The 14823-nt window shown below is 66.4% G+C and carries 17 protein-coding genes; 13 read left to right on the top strand and 4 right to left on the bottom strand.

The window, feature by feature from the left end; all coding sequences use genetic code 11:
- Positions 1–34: 34 nt before the first annotated feature.
- The 8 genes from purQ (at position 35) to I8N54_RS10950 (ending at position 8566) form a co-directional block, all read left to right on the top strand.
- Entirely contained in the window at positions 35–703 is a 669-nt protein-coding gene (gene purQ, locus I8N54_RS10985) for a phosphoribosylformylglycinamidine synthase subunit PurQ (RefSeq protein ID WP_140192523.1), read from the top strand.
- Between the two features lie 45 nt (positions 704–748).
- Positions 749–2509: a sensor histidine kinase gene (locus I8N54_RS10980; protein ID WP_408635280.1), complete on the top strand. Its 1761-nt coding sequence runs from the start codon at positions 749–751 to the stop codon at positions 2507–2509.
- An 11-nt stretch (positions 2510–2520) separates the two neighbouring features.
- Positions 2521–3852, top strand: coding sequence for a sigma-54-dependent transcriptional regulator (locus I8N54_RS10975; RefSeq protein WP_140192524.1), 1332 nt, complete (start codon positions 2521–2523; stop codon positions 3850–3852).
- A gap of 162 nt (positions 3853–4014) precedes the next feature.
- Positions 4015–4338: an ArsR/SmtB family transcription factor gene (locus I8N54_RS10970; protein WP_140192525.1), complete on the top strand. Its 324-nt coding sequence runs from the start codon at positions 4015–4017 to the stop codon at positions 4336–4338.
- Positions 4335–4733 carry an SRPBCC family protein gene (locus I8N54_RS10965; protein WP_140192526.1) on the top strand — a complete coding sequence of 133 codons (399 nt, stop codon included), beginning with the start codon at positions 4335–4337 and terminating at the stop codon, positions 4731–4733. The genes I8N54_RS10970 and I8N54_RS10965 overlap by 4 nt, the downstream gene beginning before the upstream one ends.
- A gap of 69 nt (positions 4734–4802) precedes the next feature.
- Positions 4803–4973: a hypothetical protein gene (locus I8N54_RS10960; protein ID WP_197097420.1), complete on the top strand. Its 171-nt coding sequence runs from the start codon at positions 4803–4805 to the stop codon at positions 4971–4973.
- A 7-nt stretch (positions 4974–4980) separates the two neighbouring features.
- Entirely contained in the window at positions 4981–5394 is a 414-nt protein-coding gene (locus I8N54_RS10955) for a DUF1801 domain-containing protein (RefSeq protein WP_140192527.1), read from the top strand.
- A 502-nt stretch (positions 5395–5896) separates the two neighbouring features.
- Entirely contained in the window at positions 5897–8566 is a 2670-nt protein-coding gene (locus I8N54_RS10950; protein ID WP_140192528.1) for an Rne/Rng family ribonuclease, read from the top strand.
- 218 nt (positions 8567–8784) lie between these two features.
- Here the strand turns inward: I8N54_RS10950 and I8N54_RS10945 are convergent, their stop codons facing one another.
- Positions 8785–9015 (bottom strand): sulfurtransferase TusA family protein, encoded by a 231-nt coding sequence (locus I8N54_RS10945; protein WP_140192529.1) that lies wholly within the window; start codon positions 9013–9015, stop codon positions 8785–8787.
- A gap of 94 nt (positions 9016–9109) precedes the next feature.
- Here I8N54_RS10945 and I8N54_RS10940 point away from each other — a divergent pair, with 94 nt between their 5' ends.
- Entirely contained in the window at positions 9110–9862 is a 753-nt protein-coding gene (locus I8N54_RS10940) for a cytochrome c biogenesis CcdA family protein (RefSeq protein ID WP_140192530.1), read from the top strand.
- On the opposite strand, the gene I8N54_RS10935 is transcribed toward I8N54_RS10940, so the two are convergent.
- Positions 9859–10488, bottom strand: a complete 630-nt coding sequence (locus I8N54_RS10935; RefSeq protein ID WP_140192531.1) for an HhH-GDP family DNA glycosylase — start codon at positions 10486–10488, stop codon at positions 9859–9861. The two genes, I8N54_RS10940 and I8N54_RS10935, sit on opposite strands and share 4 nt — an antisense overlap.
- A gap of 151 nt (positions 10489–10639) precedes the next feature.
- Here I8N54_RS10935 and I8N54_RS10930 point away from each other — a divergent pair, with 151 nt between their 5' ends.
- The 3 genes from I8N54_RS10930 to I8N54_RS10920 all read left to right on the top strand — a co-directional run bounded on the left by I8N54_RS10930 (position 10640) and on the right by I8N54_RS10920 (position 13796).
- On the top strand, positions 10640–11881 hold the full coding sequence (locus I8N54_RS10930) for a hypothetical protein (protein WP_140192532.1): 1242 nt from the start codon (positions 10640–10642) through the stop codon (positions 11879–11881).
- Positions 11878–13233: a cytochrome P450 gene (locus tag I8N54_RS10925; protein ID WP_140192533.1), complete on the top strand. Its 1356-nt coding sequence runs from the start codon at positions 11878–11880 to the stop codon at positions 13231–13233. Before I8N54_RS10930 ends, I8N54_RS10925 begins: the two co-directional genes overlap by 4 nt.
- A gap of 311 nt (positions 13234–13544) precedes the next feature.
- Positions 13545–13796 (top strand): hypothetical protein, encoded by a 252-nt coding sequence (locus I8N54_RS10920; RefSeq protein WP_140192534.1) that lies wholly within the window; start codon positions 13545–13547, stop codon positions 13794–13796.
- Between the two features lie 21 nt (positions 13797–13817).
- Here the strand turns inward: I8N54_RS10920 and I8N54_RS10915 are convergent, their stop codons facing one another.
- The gene (locus I8N54_RS10915; protein WP_140192535.1) at positions 13818–14042 is read right to left on the bottom strand and encodes a ribbon-helix-helix domain-containing protein; all 225 of its coding nucleotides are present in this window, start codon (positions 14040–14042) and stop codon (positions 13818–13820) included.
- On the bottom strand, positions 14035–14211 hold the full coding sequence (locus I8N54_RS10910) for a DUF4169 family protein (protein WP_140192536.1): 177 nt from the start codon (positions 14209–14211) through the stop codon (positions 14035–14037). Before I8N54_RS10910 ends, I8N54_RS10915 begins: the two co-directional genes overlap by 8 nt.
- Before the next feature lie 142 nt (positions 14212–14353).
- Here I8N54_RS10910 and I8N54_RS10905 point away from each other — a divergent pair, with 142 nt between their 5' ends.
- Complete coding sequence (locus I8N54_RS10905) at positions 14354–14791, top strand: hypothetical protein (RefSeq protein ID WP_140192537.1); 438 nt, start codon at positions 14354–14356, stop codon at positions 14789–14791.
- The last annotated feature ends 32 nt before the right edge of the window (positions 14792–14823 follow it).

The following is a 14823-nucleotide window of genomic DNA, read 5'->3' as shown; positions in this document are numbered from 1 at the left end:
CGGAACACGCCGCATCGGTGACAGGAGAGACGCGATGAAAGCTGCCGTGATCGTCTTCCCCGGAAGCAACTGCGACCGCGACATGGCCGTCGCCCTGCGCGAGGCGGGGGCCGACGTGTCGATGGTCTGGCACAAGGACGCGACGCTGCCCGACGGCGTTGACCTGGTCGCGGTTCCCGGTGGCTTCTCCTTCGGCGATTACCTGCGTTGCGGCGCGATCGCGGCGAATTCGCCGATCTGCCGCGCGATCGTCGCCCATGCAGAGCGGGGCGGCTACGTCCTCGGCGTCTGCAACGGGTTCCAGGTGCTGACCGAAACCGGCCTGCTGCCGGGTGTACTGATGCGCAACGCGGGGCTGAAGTTCGTCTGCAAGTCGCTTGGCCTCCGGGTCGAGACCGCGTCGTCCGCCTTCACCGAGGGCTACACGTACGGTCAGACCGTGTCCTTCCCTGTCGCGCACCACGACGGCAACTACTTCGCCGACCCCGATACGCTGGCGAAACTGCGTGACGAGTACCGCATCGCCTTCCGCTATGAGACGAACCCGAACGGCAGCCAGGACGATATCGCCGGCGTGCTGTCGGAGAACCGCCGCGTCCTCGGCCTGATGCCGCACCCGGAGCGAGCGGTGGACGAAACACACGGCGGCACCGACGGAATGGCGCTTTTCCGCTCGCTTGTCGGCGCTTTGGCGACCGCCTGAGGGGCTTACCTTGCTGGCGGGCCTGTGGGCACGTAAATTCACATCATGAACGAGACCACCGCCGAGCCGCTGAGCAGGAACAACCTGCGTTGGCCAATGCGCACCGCATTCGCGGTTCTGGTGGTGCTTGCCGTGGTGGTCGTCTTCGTCACCAACCAGTTTCTCACCCAGAGGTTCACGGAGACCACGCGTAACCGCGCGGAGGTCCGCTCGACCCTCTATGTCGGCAACCTGATTTCCGAGCTTCAGCGCGCCTCTATCGTGCCGCAGCTTCTGGTGCGGGACCCGGCGCTGATCTCGGCTCTGAATTCGTCCGACTACACGCAATCCACGCAGCGGCTGATGTCCTTCGTCGAGGAGATCGACGCGGCCTCCCTGATCCTGCTGGACCGGGACGGGCGCACGGTGGCCGCGACCGACCGCAACCGGCTGGGCGAGATCCATCGCTCCGCTCCCTATTTCGTCGACGCGCTGCGGGCGAGCGGGACGGTGTTCAACGTCACCGAGCTGGACAGCGGCGGCTACCAGTTCGCCTATTCCCGCAAGCTTGAGGACAGCGGCTCGGCCATCGGCGCGATCGTCGTGACCGTGGACCTCGCCACGCTGGAACGCTCGTGGGCGGGCATCGCCGACGCGGTCTTCGTGTCCGACAGCGAGGGGCGGATCATCCTGTCGACCGAACCCCGCTGGCGCGGCCTGACCGAGGCCGAGGCGCTGACCCGGCAGTCCGCACCGTCTGCGATCGAACGCGCGATCCGCGTCACTCAGGACTGGAGCGCACTGCCCGTGGACGCCTACCTGCGTGGCGAGGCGGTCATGCGCAACGAGACGCGGGTGCCGTTCCGGGGTTGGAAGATGGTGACCTTCACCACCTACGCATCCGTGCGCGAGCGGGTGAACGGGGTCCTCGCGCTCGAGATCATGGGCTTCGCGATCCTGCTGGCGGGCATCTTCTGGCTGCTGAGCCGCAAGGCCGCGTCGCGCATCCTGTTCTTCCAGCGGGAGTCCGCCGAGCTCCGTCAGCTGAACCGCCAGCTTCAGCGCGCCATCGCCGAACGCGACAAGATGGAGAAGTCGCTGGAGGTCGCAGAGCAGACGCTCGCGCAATCGTCGAAACTTGCCGCCCTCGGCGAGATGTCGGCGGCCGTCAGTCACGAACTCAACCAGCCGCTCGCGGCGATGAAAACCTACCTCGCCGGCGCGCGGCTGCTGATGAACCGCAAGCGCAACGAGGAGGCGCTCGCCTCCTTCCAGCGGATCGACGACCTGATCGAGCGCATGGGGGCGATCACCCGCCAGCTCAAGTCCTATGCGAGGAAAGGCGCCGAGCAGTTCGAGCCGGTCGACGCCCGCGCGGCCGTCCTGTCGGCCCTGTCGATGATGGAGCCGCAGCTGAAGGCCCGATCGGTCAATCTGACGCGGACCCTTCCGGGCGATCCGGTGTTGATACTCGGTGACCGGCTCCGGCTGGAGCAGGTCATCATCAACCTGTTGAGGAACGCGCTCGATGCCACCAAGACCTCCAAGGAGCCGCAGATCGACATCCTGCTGGCGGCCGGGGACACTGTGCGGCTGACAGTGCGCGATAATGGTGACGGGATCGAGGACCTCGATGCCCTGTTCGAACCTTTCTACACCACCAAGCAGCCCGGAGACGGCGTTGGCTTGGGACTGGCGATCTCGTCCGGGATCGTCTCCGATTTCGGCGGGCGGTTGACCGCCCGCAACGCCGCCGATGGCGGCGCGGTCTTCGAGGTCCAGCTGCCGATCTGGAAAGACCGGGAAGAACTGGACGCAGCGGAGTGAGGTGAAGTCTCATGGCTCAGGCTATGAAGATCGCGATCGTCGACGACGAAAAAGACATGCGGCAATCCATTAGCCAGTGGCTGGCCCTGTCGGGCTACGACACGGAGACCTTTGCGAGCGCGGAGGACGCGCTGAAGGGGCTGAACCCCGACTACCCCGGCATCGTCGTGAGCGACATCAAGATGCCGGGCATGGACGGCATGCAATTCCTCAAGAAGATCAAGGGTGTGGACAGCACTCTTCCGGTCATCATGATCACGGGCCACGGCGACGTGCCGATGGCCGTGGAAGCGATGCGCATCGGCGCCTACGATTTCCTCGAGAAGCCCTTCAACCCCGACCGGATGACCGAGCTTGCCAAGAAGGCGACACAGGCGCGGCGGCTGACGCTCGACAACCGGGCGCTGCGGCGTGAGCTGTCGGACGGCTCCGCGATCATGTCCAAGCTGATCGGATCCTCGCCCGTCATGGAACGGCTGAAGGAGGACATCCTCGATCTCGGTCAGGCCGACGGCCACTGCCTGATCGAGGGGGAGACCGGCACCGGCAAGACGCTCGTCGCCCATGCCCTGCACGCCGTCGGGGCCCGTGCCAACAAGCGGTTCGTTCTGATCTCCTGTTCCGCCTACGACGAGGAGGCGCTGACCCGTCGTCTGTTCGGCCCGGTAGAGCAGGACGACCCGATCCCGGCGATGGAAGAGGCGCGCGGCGGCACGCTGGTGCTGGAAGATGTCGAGGCGTTGTCGCCCGCGCTGCAGGCCCGACTGCTGACCGCGCTGAACGAGCAGGGCACGCCGGCGGAGACCCGGATTATCGCGATCTGCAATCTGCAGGACGAGGGCAAGACCTGCGAGGACGTGCTGCGCGCGGACCTGTTCTACCGGCTCGCCGCGCTGCGCGTCACGGTTCCGCCGCTGCGCCAGCGGGGCGAGGACATCCTGTCGCTGTTCACCCGCCTGTCCGAGCAGTTCGCCGACGAATACGGCTGTGACGCGCCCCAGGTTTCCGCCCAGGAAGCCGCGCAACTCCTGCAGGCCCCGTGGCCCGGCAACGTGCGCCAGCTGATAAACGTGGCCGAACGTGCCGTGCTGCAGAACCGTCGCGGCACCGGGACCATCGCCTCCCTGCTGATGGCCGACAACGCCGAGAGCGAGCCCGCCATGACCACCGAGGGCAAGCCGCTGAAGGAGTTCGTCGAGGCGTTCGAGCGGATGCTGATCGACAACACGATGCGCCGCCACAAGGGTTCCATCGTCGCGGTGATGGAAGAGCTCTGCCTGCCGCGCCGGACCCTGAACGAGAAGATGGCGAAGTATCAGCTTCAGCGGTCCGACTATCTCTGACTGACCGCTACCGGACATCTGTCCGGTGACTGTCCGAACAACAGCCATGTGTCCGATACCGGGCGCATGGCTGTTTCGCGTCAGGTGTCCGGTTGCGGCTTGACGGAATCATAATCGTGTGGCTATGAGTCGCTTCAACCAATAGCCAAAAGGTTATGAAACGTGGTCACCCCCAACGACGACCTGTTCCGATCCCTCGCGGACCCGACGCGCCGGGCGCTGTTTGAACGGCTCTGCCGGGACGGCGACCTGACGGTCGGCGCGCTGACCGAGCGGGCAGGGGTGTCGCAACCTGCCGTCTCCAAGCATCTGCGCGTGCTGAAGGAGGCCGGCCTCGTCACCGACACGCCCGAGGGCCGGCAGACCCGTTATTCCGCGCGTCCCCAGGCACTTGCGCCGCTCGTCGGCTGGACACGCGAGATGGCCGGATTCTGGGAAGACAGGTTCGATGCGCTCGACGCGCTGCTGAAAAGGATGGACCAATGACCGAAACCCGCACCGTCACCGTCGAGCGCGAGTTCCCTCACGCGCCGGAGAAACTCTGGCGCGCACTGACCCAGCCCCACCTGCTGGAGGAGTGGCTGATGAAGACTGACTTCCGCCCGGAGACAGGCGCGAAATTCACCTTCTCGGGCGAGTGGGGCGCTGCGGACTGCGAAGTGCTGGAGATCGAGCCGCACCACCGGCTGGTCTACCGTTGGGACGCGTTCGAGCTGCGCAGCATCGTCACGCTGACCCTGACCGAAACCGCGACGGGAACCCGGCTCCGGATGGAGCAGTCCGGTTTCACCCCCGAGCGCCCGCAGGAGCTTGGCGGCGCCCGCTACGGCTGGGAAAATTACTTTGGCCAGCTCGAGCAGCTGCTCGATCGCACCGAGTGATCCGGCGGTATCAGGAGACAGGGCATGACCCTCACCCGCGCGGTCCGGCAATTCCACCGCTAGTGCCCGATGGCCTTCACCATCGCGGTCATCGTCAATGCCGGCGTGATCTTCGCCGGCATCACCGAGCCGCCCGTCGGGGTCTACCTGCTCGCGCTCGTGCCGCTGTTCGCGCTTTCGGCGAGCGGGATCTGCCTGTTCGTGCTACCATACTTCGGGCGCAGGACGGTCGCGTGGTGAGGCTCAGATGACGGACGGCAAGGTAAAGCTGCTTTCGGGTGGCAACCCCCAGATCCCGAAGGGCGATGGCGATGGCCCGGTGCAGGACTACATCGCCGCGATGCCCGGCTGGAAGCACGACGCGGGCGTGATGCTCGACCGGATCATCACCGACGAGATCGGCGAGGCGCAGAAGGCGGTGCGATGGAATACGCCGTTCTACGGGCTGCCGGGCCAGGGATACATCGTCGCCTTCCACTGCATCACGAAATACCTGAAGATCACCTTCTTCCGGGGCGCGGACCTGTCACCGATGCCCCCCGTCGGCTCCAAGGACCCGAACACGCGCTACCTTCACGTCTACGAGGACCTCGCCCTCGACGAGGCGCAATTCCGCGACTGGATTCGCCAGGCCGCCGCCTTGCCCGGCTGGCAATTCTGAAGCGCCGAACCACCTGTGCCTGCCAGATGTGCGCGATGCGACCACAGGTTGTGGATTTGCAACGATCCGGCGCGCCACTGCGTCACTCGGTCCACCTCGCAACCCACGCCTGTGGATTGCCCATTGTAACCTTGTGTGTCTTTCCCTTATGTAGACGAACGGTCCTGCCGTGCGCCGTAGCGCGGATGGGGCCGGAAAGTTTCGCTGTTTCAGGCACCTGGCGGGCATCGACTCTGCCGCCTCGAACAGACCGATCGGGCCGTCAGGCCCCCCGAACAGCCCGTACACCGGAGGCTCCGGCAAAGCGGGCCACAATTGGCACGGCCCCCACGCCGCGCCGGAGAAGAAACGCGATGAGGCGCGAGGCGCTAAAAGTCGGACGACCGACGGCCCCGAGGGGCCCGGCCTCCGACCGCGCCGCTCTCATCGCCACAATCAGACACGATAAGCGGACTTCGGCGCCCCCTGGGGGCGCCTTGCGGCTGTCGTGCAGACGGACAACATGGCAAAGAAAATGCTCATCGATGCCACCCACGCGGAGGAAACCCGCGTCGTGGTGGTCGACGGAAACAAGGTCGAGGAGTTCGACTTCGAAGCGCAGGCAAAGCGTCAGCTAGCCGGCAACATCTACCTGGCGAAAGTGACGAGGGTCGAACCCTCGCTGCAGGCCGCCTTCGTGGACTACGGCGGGAACCGCCACGGCTTCCTCGCCTTCTCGGAAATCCACCCCGACTATTACCAGATCCCGATCGCCGACCGCGAAGCGCTGCTGGCCGAGGAAAAGGCCTTTGCCGAAAGCCAGCGGGCCGAGGACGAGGGTGACGAGAAGCCCGCGCCGAAGAAGCGCTCGCGCTCGCGCAGCCGGTCCCGCTCCAAGGCGGCCTCCACCGACAGCAGCGATGCGGTCGCGACGGAAGAGGTCAAGGATACCGGTGCCGAGACCTCCGGCCCCGAGATCGCGGGCATGGAGACGATCGACCTCGACGATGGCGACAACGCCGACGACGAGGGGCTGAGCCCGATGGAAACGGTCGCCGAGACGCCGGTCGACACGCCGTCCTCGGACGACGAGGGCGCGGAATCCGACGATGCGACGTCCGACGACAACGGCGCGTCCGATATCGAGTCGGTCGCCGACGAGGACGATCAGGAAGACGTGCGCCCGGCCCGCAAGCCGCGCCCGCGCAAGTACAAGATCCAGGAAGTCGTGAAGGTGCGCCAGGTCATGCTGGTGCAGGTCGTCAAGGAAGAGCGTGGCAACAAGGGCGCGGCCCTGACCACCTACCTCAGCCTCGCCGGCCGCTATTGCGTGCTGATGCCCAACACCGCCCGTGGCGGCGGCATCTCCCGCAAGATCACCAATGCAGCCGACCGCAAAAAGCTCAAGGAAATCGCCTCGGCGATGGACGTCCCCGAGGGGGCCGGCCTCATCATCCGCACTGCCGGCAGCCAGCGCACCAAGACCGAGATCAAGCGCGACTACGAGTACCTGCAGCGCCTGTGGGAGCAGATCCGCGAGCTGACGCTCAAGTCGATCGCGCCCGCGCCGATCTACGAGGAAGGCAACCTCATCAAGCGGTCGATCCGTGATCTCTACTCCAAGGAGATCGACGAGGTGATCGTCGAAGGCGAGGCCGGCTACCGGGTGGCCAAGGACTTCATGAAGATGATCATGCCGTCCCACGCCAAGAACGTGAAGAACTACATCGACCCGATGCCGCTCTACGCGCGCCACCAGGTCGAGAGCTACCTCAACTCGATGTTCAACCCGACCGTGCAGCTGCCGTCGGGGGGCTATATCGTGATCGGCGTGACCGAGGCGCTGGTCGCCATCGACGTCAACTCCGGCCGGGCCACCAAGGAAGGCTCGATCGAGCAGACCGCCGTCAAGACCAACCTCGAGGCCGCTGACGAGGTGGCCCGCCAGCTGCGTCTGCGCGACCTCGCCGGCCTGATCGTCATCGACTTCATCGACATGGACGAGCGCAAGAACAACGCCGCCGTCGAGAAGCGCCTGAAGGACAAGCTGAAGACCGACCGCGCCCGCATCCAGGTGGGGCGCATCTCCGGCTTCGGCCTGCTCGAGATGTCCCGCCAGCGCCTGCGCCCGGGGATGCTCGAGGCGACGACCCAGCCTTGTTCGCACTGCCACGGCACGGGCCTGTTGCGCTCCGACGACAACGTCGCGCTGTCGATCCTCCGCCAGATCGAGGAAGAAGGCGTGCGCGGCCGCTCCCGCGAGGTGCTCGTCAAGGCGCCCGTCGGGATCGCGAACTTCCTCATCAACCAGAAGCGCGAGCACGTCGCCGGAATCGAGGCGCGCTACGGCCTGTCCGTGCGCATCGAGGGTGATCCCACGCTGATCTCACCGGACTTCGCGCTCGAGAAGTTCAAGACCGCGACGCGCAACGTGCCCGAGGTCGAAGCGCCGGTGATCTCCTCCGACATGGTCTCCGTCGAGGAGGTCGAAGAGGAAGAGGTGGTCGCCGAAGTCGTCGAAGAGCCGACTCCGGAGCCGGAAGAGAAGCCGAAGAAGCGCCGTCGGCGTCGTCGCCGCCGGAAGGGCTCCGGCTCTAACGGTGAAAACGGCGAGAACGGCGAGAACGGGGATAACGGACACAGCGGCGAGTCGGGCAGCGACAGCACCGACGCGCAATCCGCGCCCGCCGAGGCGGCGGAGACACCCGCCGAAGCTCCGGCGGAGGTTCCTGCCGAGGCGGCCGAGGCCGCGCCGGACGAGGCCGAGAAGCCGAAGAAGCGGACCCGCTCGCGTCGCAAGACCGCCGCGCAGAAGGCTGCGGAGGCTGAAGCCGCCGCTGCCGCCGAGGCGGAGGCCCAGCCCGAGGCGCCCGCACCGGAAGCTCCCGTCGTGGCCGAAGCCCCTGTTGCGGACACCCCTGCGCCCGAGGCCGAAGCGCCTGCGCCCGCGGATACCGCTGCAGAGGCACCCTCCGCTGAACCGGTTGCCGAAGCGCCAGCCGAGGAAGCACCGGCAGAAGAACCTGCGCCCGAAGCACCGGCCGAAGAGCCGGTCGCGCAACAGCCCGCACCGGAACCGGCCCCCGAGCCCGCACCGGAACCGCAGGCGGAAGAGCGCGAGCCGGTCGCCGCCAACGGCGACACCGAAGAAAAGCCGAAACGGCGCGGATGGTGGTCCATCGGCCGCGGCTGACAGAACAAGGGGCGCGTCCGAGGTACGCGCCCTTTTCCGTTCACCGGACCACGGTCGCGCCGCGAGACCCTCCCAGTAGCAGGCAGCCCGCCGGAGGTCCGCGCCCGACCCGCTCGCTCATCTGGCCATAAATACCTCCGGGGGAGTCGCCCGCAGGGCGACGGGGGCAGCGCCCCCGGCACCGATTGCCAGCCTTCAATCCGCTCCGAAGCGGGCGCTCAGCCCTTACGCACCAGGTGCACCTGGACGCGCCCTTCGCTCGTGAGCGAAACATGCTCGTGCCCGGCTTCCTGACAGAAGTGCGGGATGTCGATCACCGCCGCCGGGTCGTCGGCAAGCACCCGGATCACATCGCCGGGCCCGAGCGGCTGCAACCGCCTGCGCAGTTTCAGGACGGGCAGGGGGCAGAGCAGCCCCGTCGCGTCGAGTTCGGCATCCGCGTCGATCATGTCGACCGGAGTAGGCGCGATGAAGGGTCGCGTCCACCACAACGTGAGGAGATGAAACGTGACCTCCCGCCGGGTCTCGGATAACGCTCGGCACATGGACGCAACGCTCATCCTCGACGCCGCCCTGCTGCCGGGCCTCGCCATCGCGCTGGTCGCCGGCCTTCTGTCGTTCCTGTCGCCCTGCGTGTTGCCGGTGGTGCCGCCTTACCTCGCCTACATGTCCGGCGTCAGCGTCGCGGAGATGGACGGCGACGCCGGCTCGCGCCGGAAGGTGACGCTGGCCGCCCTGTTCTTCGTGCTCGGGCTTTCGGTGGTGTTCCTGCTGCTCGGCTTCGCCTTCTCGGCGCTCGGCCGGGCTTTCCTGCGCTACCAGGACTGGTTCGTGACCGGCGCGGGTATCGTCATCATGGTCTTCGGGATGCACTTCCTGTCGATCTTCCGGATCGGCTTCATGGACCGCGAGATGCGGATCGAGGCGGGCGACAAGGGCGGCTCCGCCTTCGGGGCGTTCCTCCTTGGCCTCGCTTTCGCGTTCGGCTGGACGCCGTGCCTCGGCCCTATTCTCGGCGCGATCCTCGGTCTCGCCGCGACGGAGGCCAACATGGCGCGGGGCACGACGCTCCTGGTGGCGTATGCCGCCGGCCTCGGCATTCCGTTCCTGCTGGTCGCCGCCTTCTTCCCCCGGCTGAAGGGCGCAATGGCCTTCATGCGCCGCCATATGGGCCGGATCGAGCGGATCTCGGGCCTGCTGCTCTGGACGGTGGGGCTGATGATGGTGACCGGGCAATTCTCCGACTTCGCCTACTGGCTGCTGGAGACGGTGCCCGCGCTCGGCTACCTCGGCTAGTCCGCCGCCTTCGTGACGTCCTCCGATGGCCCGTCGAGCGCCGCGCGGGTCAACGCGGCCACAAGGCGGACGAACCGCTCATGGTTGCCGGCGGCCTTCGACAGTTCGGAGGCATCTTCCGGCAGCCCGAGGTCCTTTGCCATCGTCAGCGCGCGGTCGCCGAGCGTCGGGTAGAACTCATCCCAGACGAGTTGCGCCTCGCGGGCGAAGATCTCGGCCCCCTTGGGCCCGATCCCCTTGGCCTTGAGCAGCGCACGGGCGGGGTCCTCCTTGCGCATCTTCCGAAGGTCGCCGTCATATTCATCTCGAACCATCTCGGCGGTCTCGCGCAGGTAGTCGGTGGTCGACTCGTCGAACCGGGCATAGCCGTTCTCGTTCAGAACCCGCACGACGTCCTCCCGCCTGGCATCGAGCAGCGCGTCGATCTTGTGCAAACCCGCATCGCGCAGTGCCGCGCCGGCCTTCACGGCGTTGTCAGCCGAGATCCGCGAGGACAGCAGCGTGGCGCCGATCAGCCAGTGAAAGAGCTCCTGCGGCGTGTCGCGCGCGATATCGGCGCCGATCTCCTCGGAATAGAGGGTCCCTTGCGTGTCGATCAGCGCCTCGACGATCTGCTTGTGGCTCATGTCACTCTCCCGGCTTTCGGGTCCAACCCGTCTGACTGCCCGGCGTTCCGGGGGCGACCCGCAACGCGACCCTCTGTTTGCTGCGCGCGCGGCTTATTTTCGCCGGGATCCGGAGCTATTGTTCACGGATACGACCGGCGAGAGCAGGGACATGACAGCGCAGAGCAGCCGCCCCGTCGCGCGTCGGCGGGTCTTCTACATACCGGGCTACGATCCGATCCACCCGCGACGCTACCGCGAGCTCTACCGCAAGGAAGGGTCGGCGCAGGCGGCGATCACGGGGTACGACATCGCGCTCGCCCCAAAGCGCGGCGGCGGTCCCTACGGCTGGCACGTCACCGGCCGGATCGACGGCGCCGAGGTCGAGGCGGACGTCGAAGTGCTCGTCTGGTCCGATATCGTGCGGGGCAGCATGTCGAGCTCGATCCCTGCGACCTACCTCCAGCTTGTCCGCTGCGCATGGACCTACATCACCAGCGGCGCGCTGCGCCGGCTGATGTGGCTGCGCAAGGGCCCGGTGATCGCCGCGCTCTATCCCGTGGGGATGCTGATCCTTCAGCTGATGATCGCCGTCTGGACCGGTGTTCTGCTCGGCTACGGCGCGGGGGAGCTGCTCGGCGCGCTCGGTCTGCCGGATGCGCTCGCCGTGCTGGCGGGCCTTGCCGTCTGGGGTGCGGTCGCGACCCTGATCCTGCGGTGGTTCAAGAAGAAGGACGGCAAGTTCTTCGCCTACTACCTGATGCACGACTACGCCTATTCGGCCAACTGGAAGGGTGCGAACCCGCCCGACCTCGAGGCGCGGATGGCGGAGTTCGGCGACCGCATTGCCGAGGCGCTGGCGGACGAATTCGACGAGGTGCTTGTCGTCGGCCACTCTTCGGGGGCGCATCTCGGGGTGTCGATTCTCGCCGACCTGATCCGGCAGGGCAGGGTGCCCGCCAACGGACCGGCGCTCGCGTTCCTGTCGCTCGGACAAGTGGTGCCGATGGTGTCCTTCCTGCCGAAGGCCGACCGGCTGCGCGGCGATCTCGCCTATCTCTGCACGCGCAAGGAACTGACATGGGTCGACGTCACGGCGCCCGGCGACGGCTGCGCCTTCGCACTCTGCGATCCGGTCGCGGTGTCGGGCGTCGCGCCGGTGGGTCAGAAGTGGCCGCTGGTGTTCTCTGCCGCTTTCACACAGTCGCTGTCGCCCGAACGCTGGAAGGAAATGCGCTGGCGCTTCTTCCGGCTGCACTTCCAGTATCTTTGCGCCTTTGACCGTCCGAAGGATTACGACTACTTCCAGATCACCGCCGGGCCCGTGACGCTGGCCGACCGCTACGCCGACCGGCCGCACAGCAAGAGCCGTATCGACATCCCTGCCTCGAAATACACCTCGATCGCCGCATGATCCCACCGAAACCGCCCTCGCGCCCCGACAGGGTCTCGCTCTGGCGGTATGTTCGCCTGTTCCGGGCCGACATCCTGTCGGCACAGCCCGCGCGGCTTTACCGGGCGTGGATGGCGGAGTTCAAGACGCCGTTCTTCCGCTCCTACCTCGTCAACGATCCGAAGATCGTGCGCCGCGTGCTGAACGAGCGGCCCGATGACTTCCCGAAGTCCGACCGGGTGAGTTCCGGCCTGCGCCCGCTGCTCGGCAACTCGGTCTTCGTCACCAACGGCGAGACGTGGAAACGGCAGCGGCGGATCATCGACCCGGCGTTCGAGGGCGGCCGCCTGCGCGACACGTACCCCGCGATGTGGGACGCGGGGCAGGCAGCCGTCGCCCGACTGTCGAAGCTCGCCGGTGACGACCCGGTCGAGATCGAGGCAGAGACGAGCCACGCCGCGGCGGATGTCATATTCCGCACGCTGTTCTCCATCCCGATCGAGCATGAGGTGGCGCGCGCCGTCTTCGACGAGTTCCGCGCTTACCAGCGCACCCAGCCGATCCTGAACCTCGCCGCCTTCATTCCCGGCCCCCGCTGGATGCCGCGTCTGTTCCGGCGCGAGACCCGCCGCGCGGCGAAGGAGATCCGCCGCCTGATTTCCTCGCTCACCGCTGACCGATTGAAGGCGATCGACGCCGGCACCGCGCCCGACGACCTCGCCACCAAGATCATGACAACCCGCGACCCGGAGACGGGCGACCTCTTCGATCTCGAGGAAATGGTCGACCAGGTGGCGATCTTCTTCCTCGCCGGGCACGAGACCTCGGCCTCCGCGCTCGCCTGGACGCTCTACCTGCTCGCGCTCTATCCCGACTGGCAGGAGAAGATCGCCTCCGAGGCGGCAGAGGTGACGGACAGCTTCTCCACCATCTCCAAGCTGCGCGTGACGCGCGACGTGTTCCGCGAGGCGCTGCGCCTTTACCCGCCGGTGCCGATGATGGTGCGGGAGGCGACGCAGACCGAAGAGTTCCGCGACCGGCGCGTCAAGAAGGGCGCACAGGTCGTGCTGAGTCCCTGGCACCTCCACCGTCAGACCCGGCTATGGGAGCGGCCCGATGCCTTCGACCCCGCCCGCTGGACGACGACCAACGGCAAGCAATGCATGAGAGAGGCCTACATGCCGTTCTCGGCCGGGCCGCGCGTCTGCACGGGCGCCGGTTTCGCGATGGTCGAGGGGGTCCTGCTGCTTGCCCTGATCTGCCGCAATTTCCGGATTGAACCAGTCCCTGACCGCGTTCCGGTGCCGGTCGCCCACCTCACCGTGCGCTCGAAAGAGGGAATCTGGCTGTCGATTCGCCCGAGAGCCACCTGATCGCAATTCCGATCGAGAAACGGTTTCGGAGAGTTCGCCGAACTGGTTCCCCACCGAAAACCCGATTCAGGGCAAAGCAATCACAAAGGCGAAATAAAGGCATCCGTATGCGTCCAATTCGGGCGGCCCGTCACAATCTTTAGTTCATGTAAAACAGTGGCTTACAAAGAAACCATTGAAGAATTCGCGCTGATTGGGGCCGATTTGGGGCATTCCCCGGCCCGAAATTATGGCCGATAAGAGACTTGCAAGGCGGGGGCCTTGCGAGAGTGAGACTCAGGAGTTGCTGCCCAATGGCTCTTGTCGAAGAAATGCAAGGAACACCACGTCCGACGCCCGGACTGCTGAAAACGCTCGAGACCATCATCTCGGTCGTCCGTCAGTCGCACGAGGCCAACGGCGAGGATGCTCCCAAGCAGAAGGTCGAAGTTCGTGAACTTCTCGACCTCTTCAAGGGTGACCTCGGTGGCCAGCGCACGACCAAGCGCTCCACGCTTTCCGTCGAACAGCAGGAAGCCGACGACCTGACGCGCATCCGTGCCGCGCTCTACTCCCAGGACTGAACCGCCCGATCACGTTCCCGGTCAGATGCGACCCTGGGCGTGACGCAGGACCGCGACCCGGATCGCGGACGCCAGCCCGACATCCTCTCCCCGCGATTCGTCGATCTCCGTGGCCAGACCGTTCAGTGTCTGGCCGTTTGCCTTGGCCATTTCCCGGAACGCGATCCAGAAGGCATGTTCCAGCGAGACGCTCGTGCGGTGACCGCGCAGGGTGAGGGAGTGCTTGACCGGCCGCCCCTCAGACATCGTCGAATTTCTGGCCGTCCAGACGTTCACGCAGCTTCTGCTCGCGCGCGGCGTCCAGCATCCGTTGCGCCTTGGTGCGCCCGTGCTTCACCGCGTTCTCGTCCGCCTGCTTCTTGGCATCCGCGCGGGCCCGCACCTTGCGCGCCTTGTTGAAGTTCACGACCGACATCCGACTCCCCCTCGTTGCGAGCCCCCGTTCTACGCTCCGGCCGCGGCCTTGCCTATGGATATTCGCGAAACGGCCCGTTGACGCGGCGGCCCCCTGCATGGATCGTTTCGGGACCGACCTCATTCAACGCAAAGGTATTTTCATGTACAAAACCCTGCTTCTGCCACTCCTCCTCGCCGCCGCGCCCGCCGCCGCCGACTGGAGCTACGATCCCGCGCCGCTTCCTGCCGGTCAGGCCATCGGCCCCGGAACGAACGGTTTCTCCGTGATGGTCGAATGCGCCAATGGCGGCCTGCCGGCCGTCGTGTTCCGCGGCTACGATCCCGGCGCCTCGGAGGAGATCTTCGTTGTCGAGGTCGACAATTACGGCGAGGTACTGGTGGGCGCGGACTGCTCCGCCGCAAGTTGCCTCTTGGCCTTCGACACGATGGAAGAGGCGGAAAGCTTCGTCTCGGGCATGCAGTACGGATCGAACCTGATGGTCGGCCTCTACCGCCGCGGCACGTTGTCGGAGGTTCCGCTGCGCGGTTCGAGTGCCGCGATCGACCGGGTTCTCGCCCGCGATTGCAGCTTCATGTGACGGGCAGGGCGGGCGGTTCGCCGCCCGCATCC

It is taken from the genome of Pelagovum pacificum (genome assembly GCF_016134045.1).
GTDB lineage: Bacteria > Pseudomonadota > Alphaproteobacteria > Rhodobacterales > Rhodobacteraceae > Oceanicola > Oceanicola pacificus_A.
This window is presented reverse-complemented; position numbering and strand designations above follow the sequence as displayed.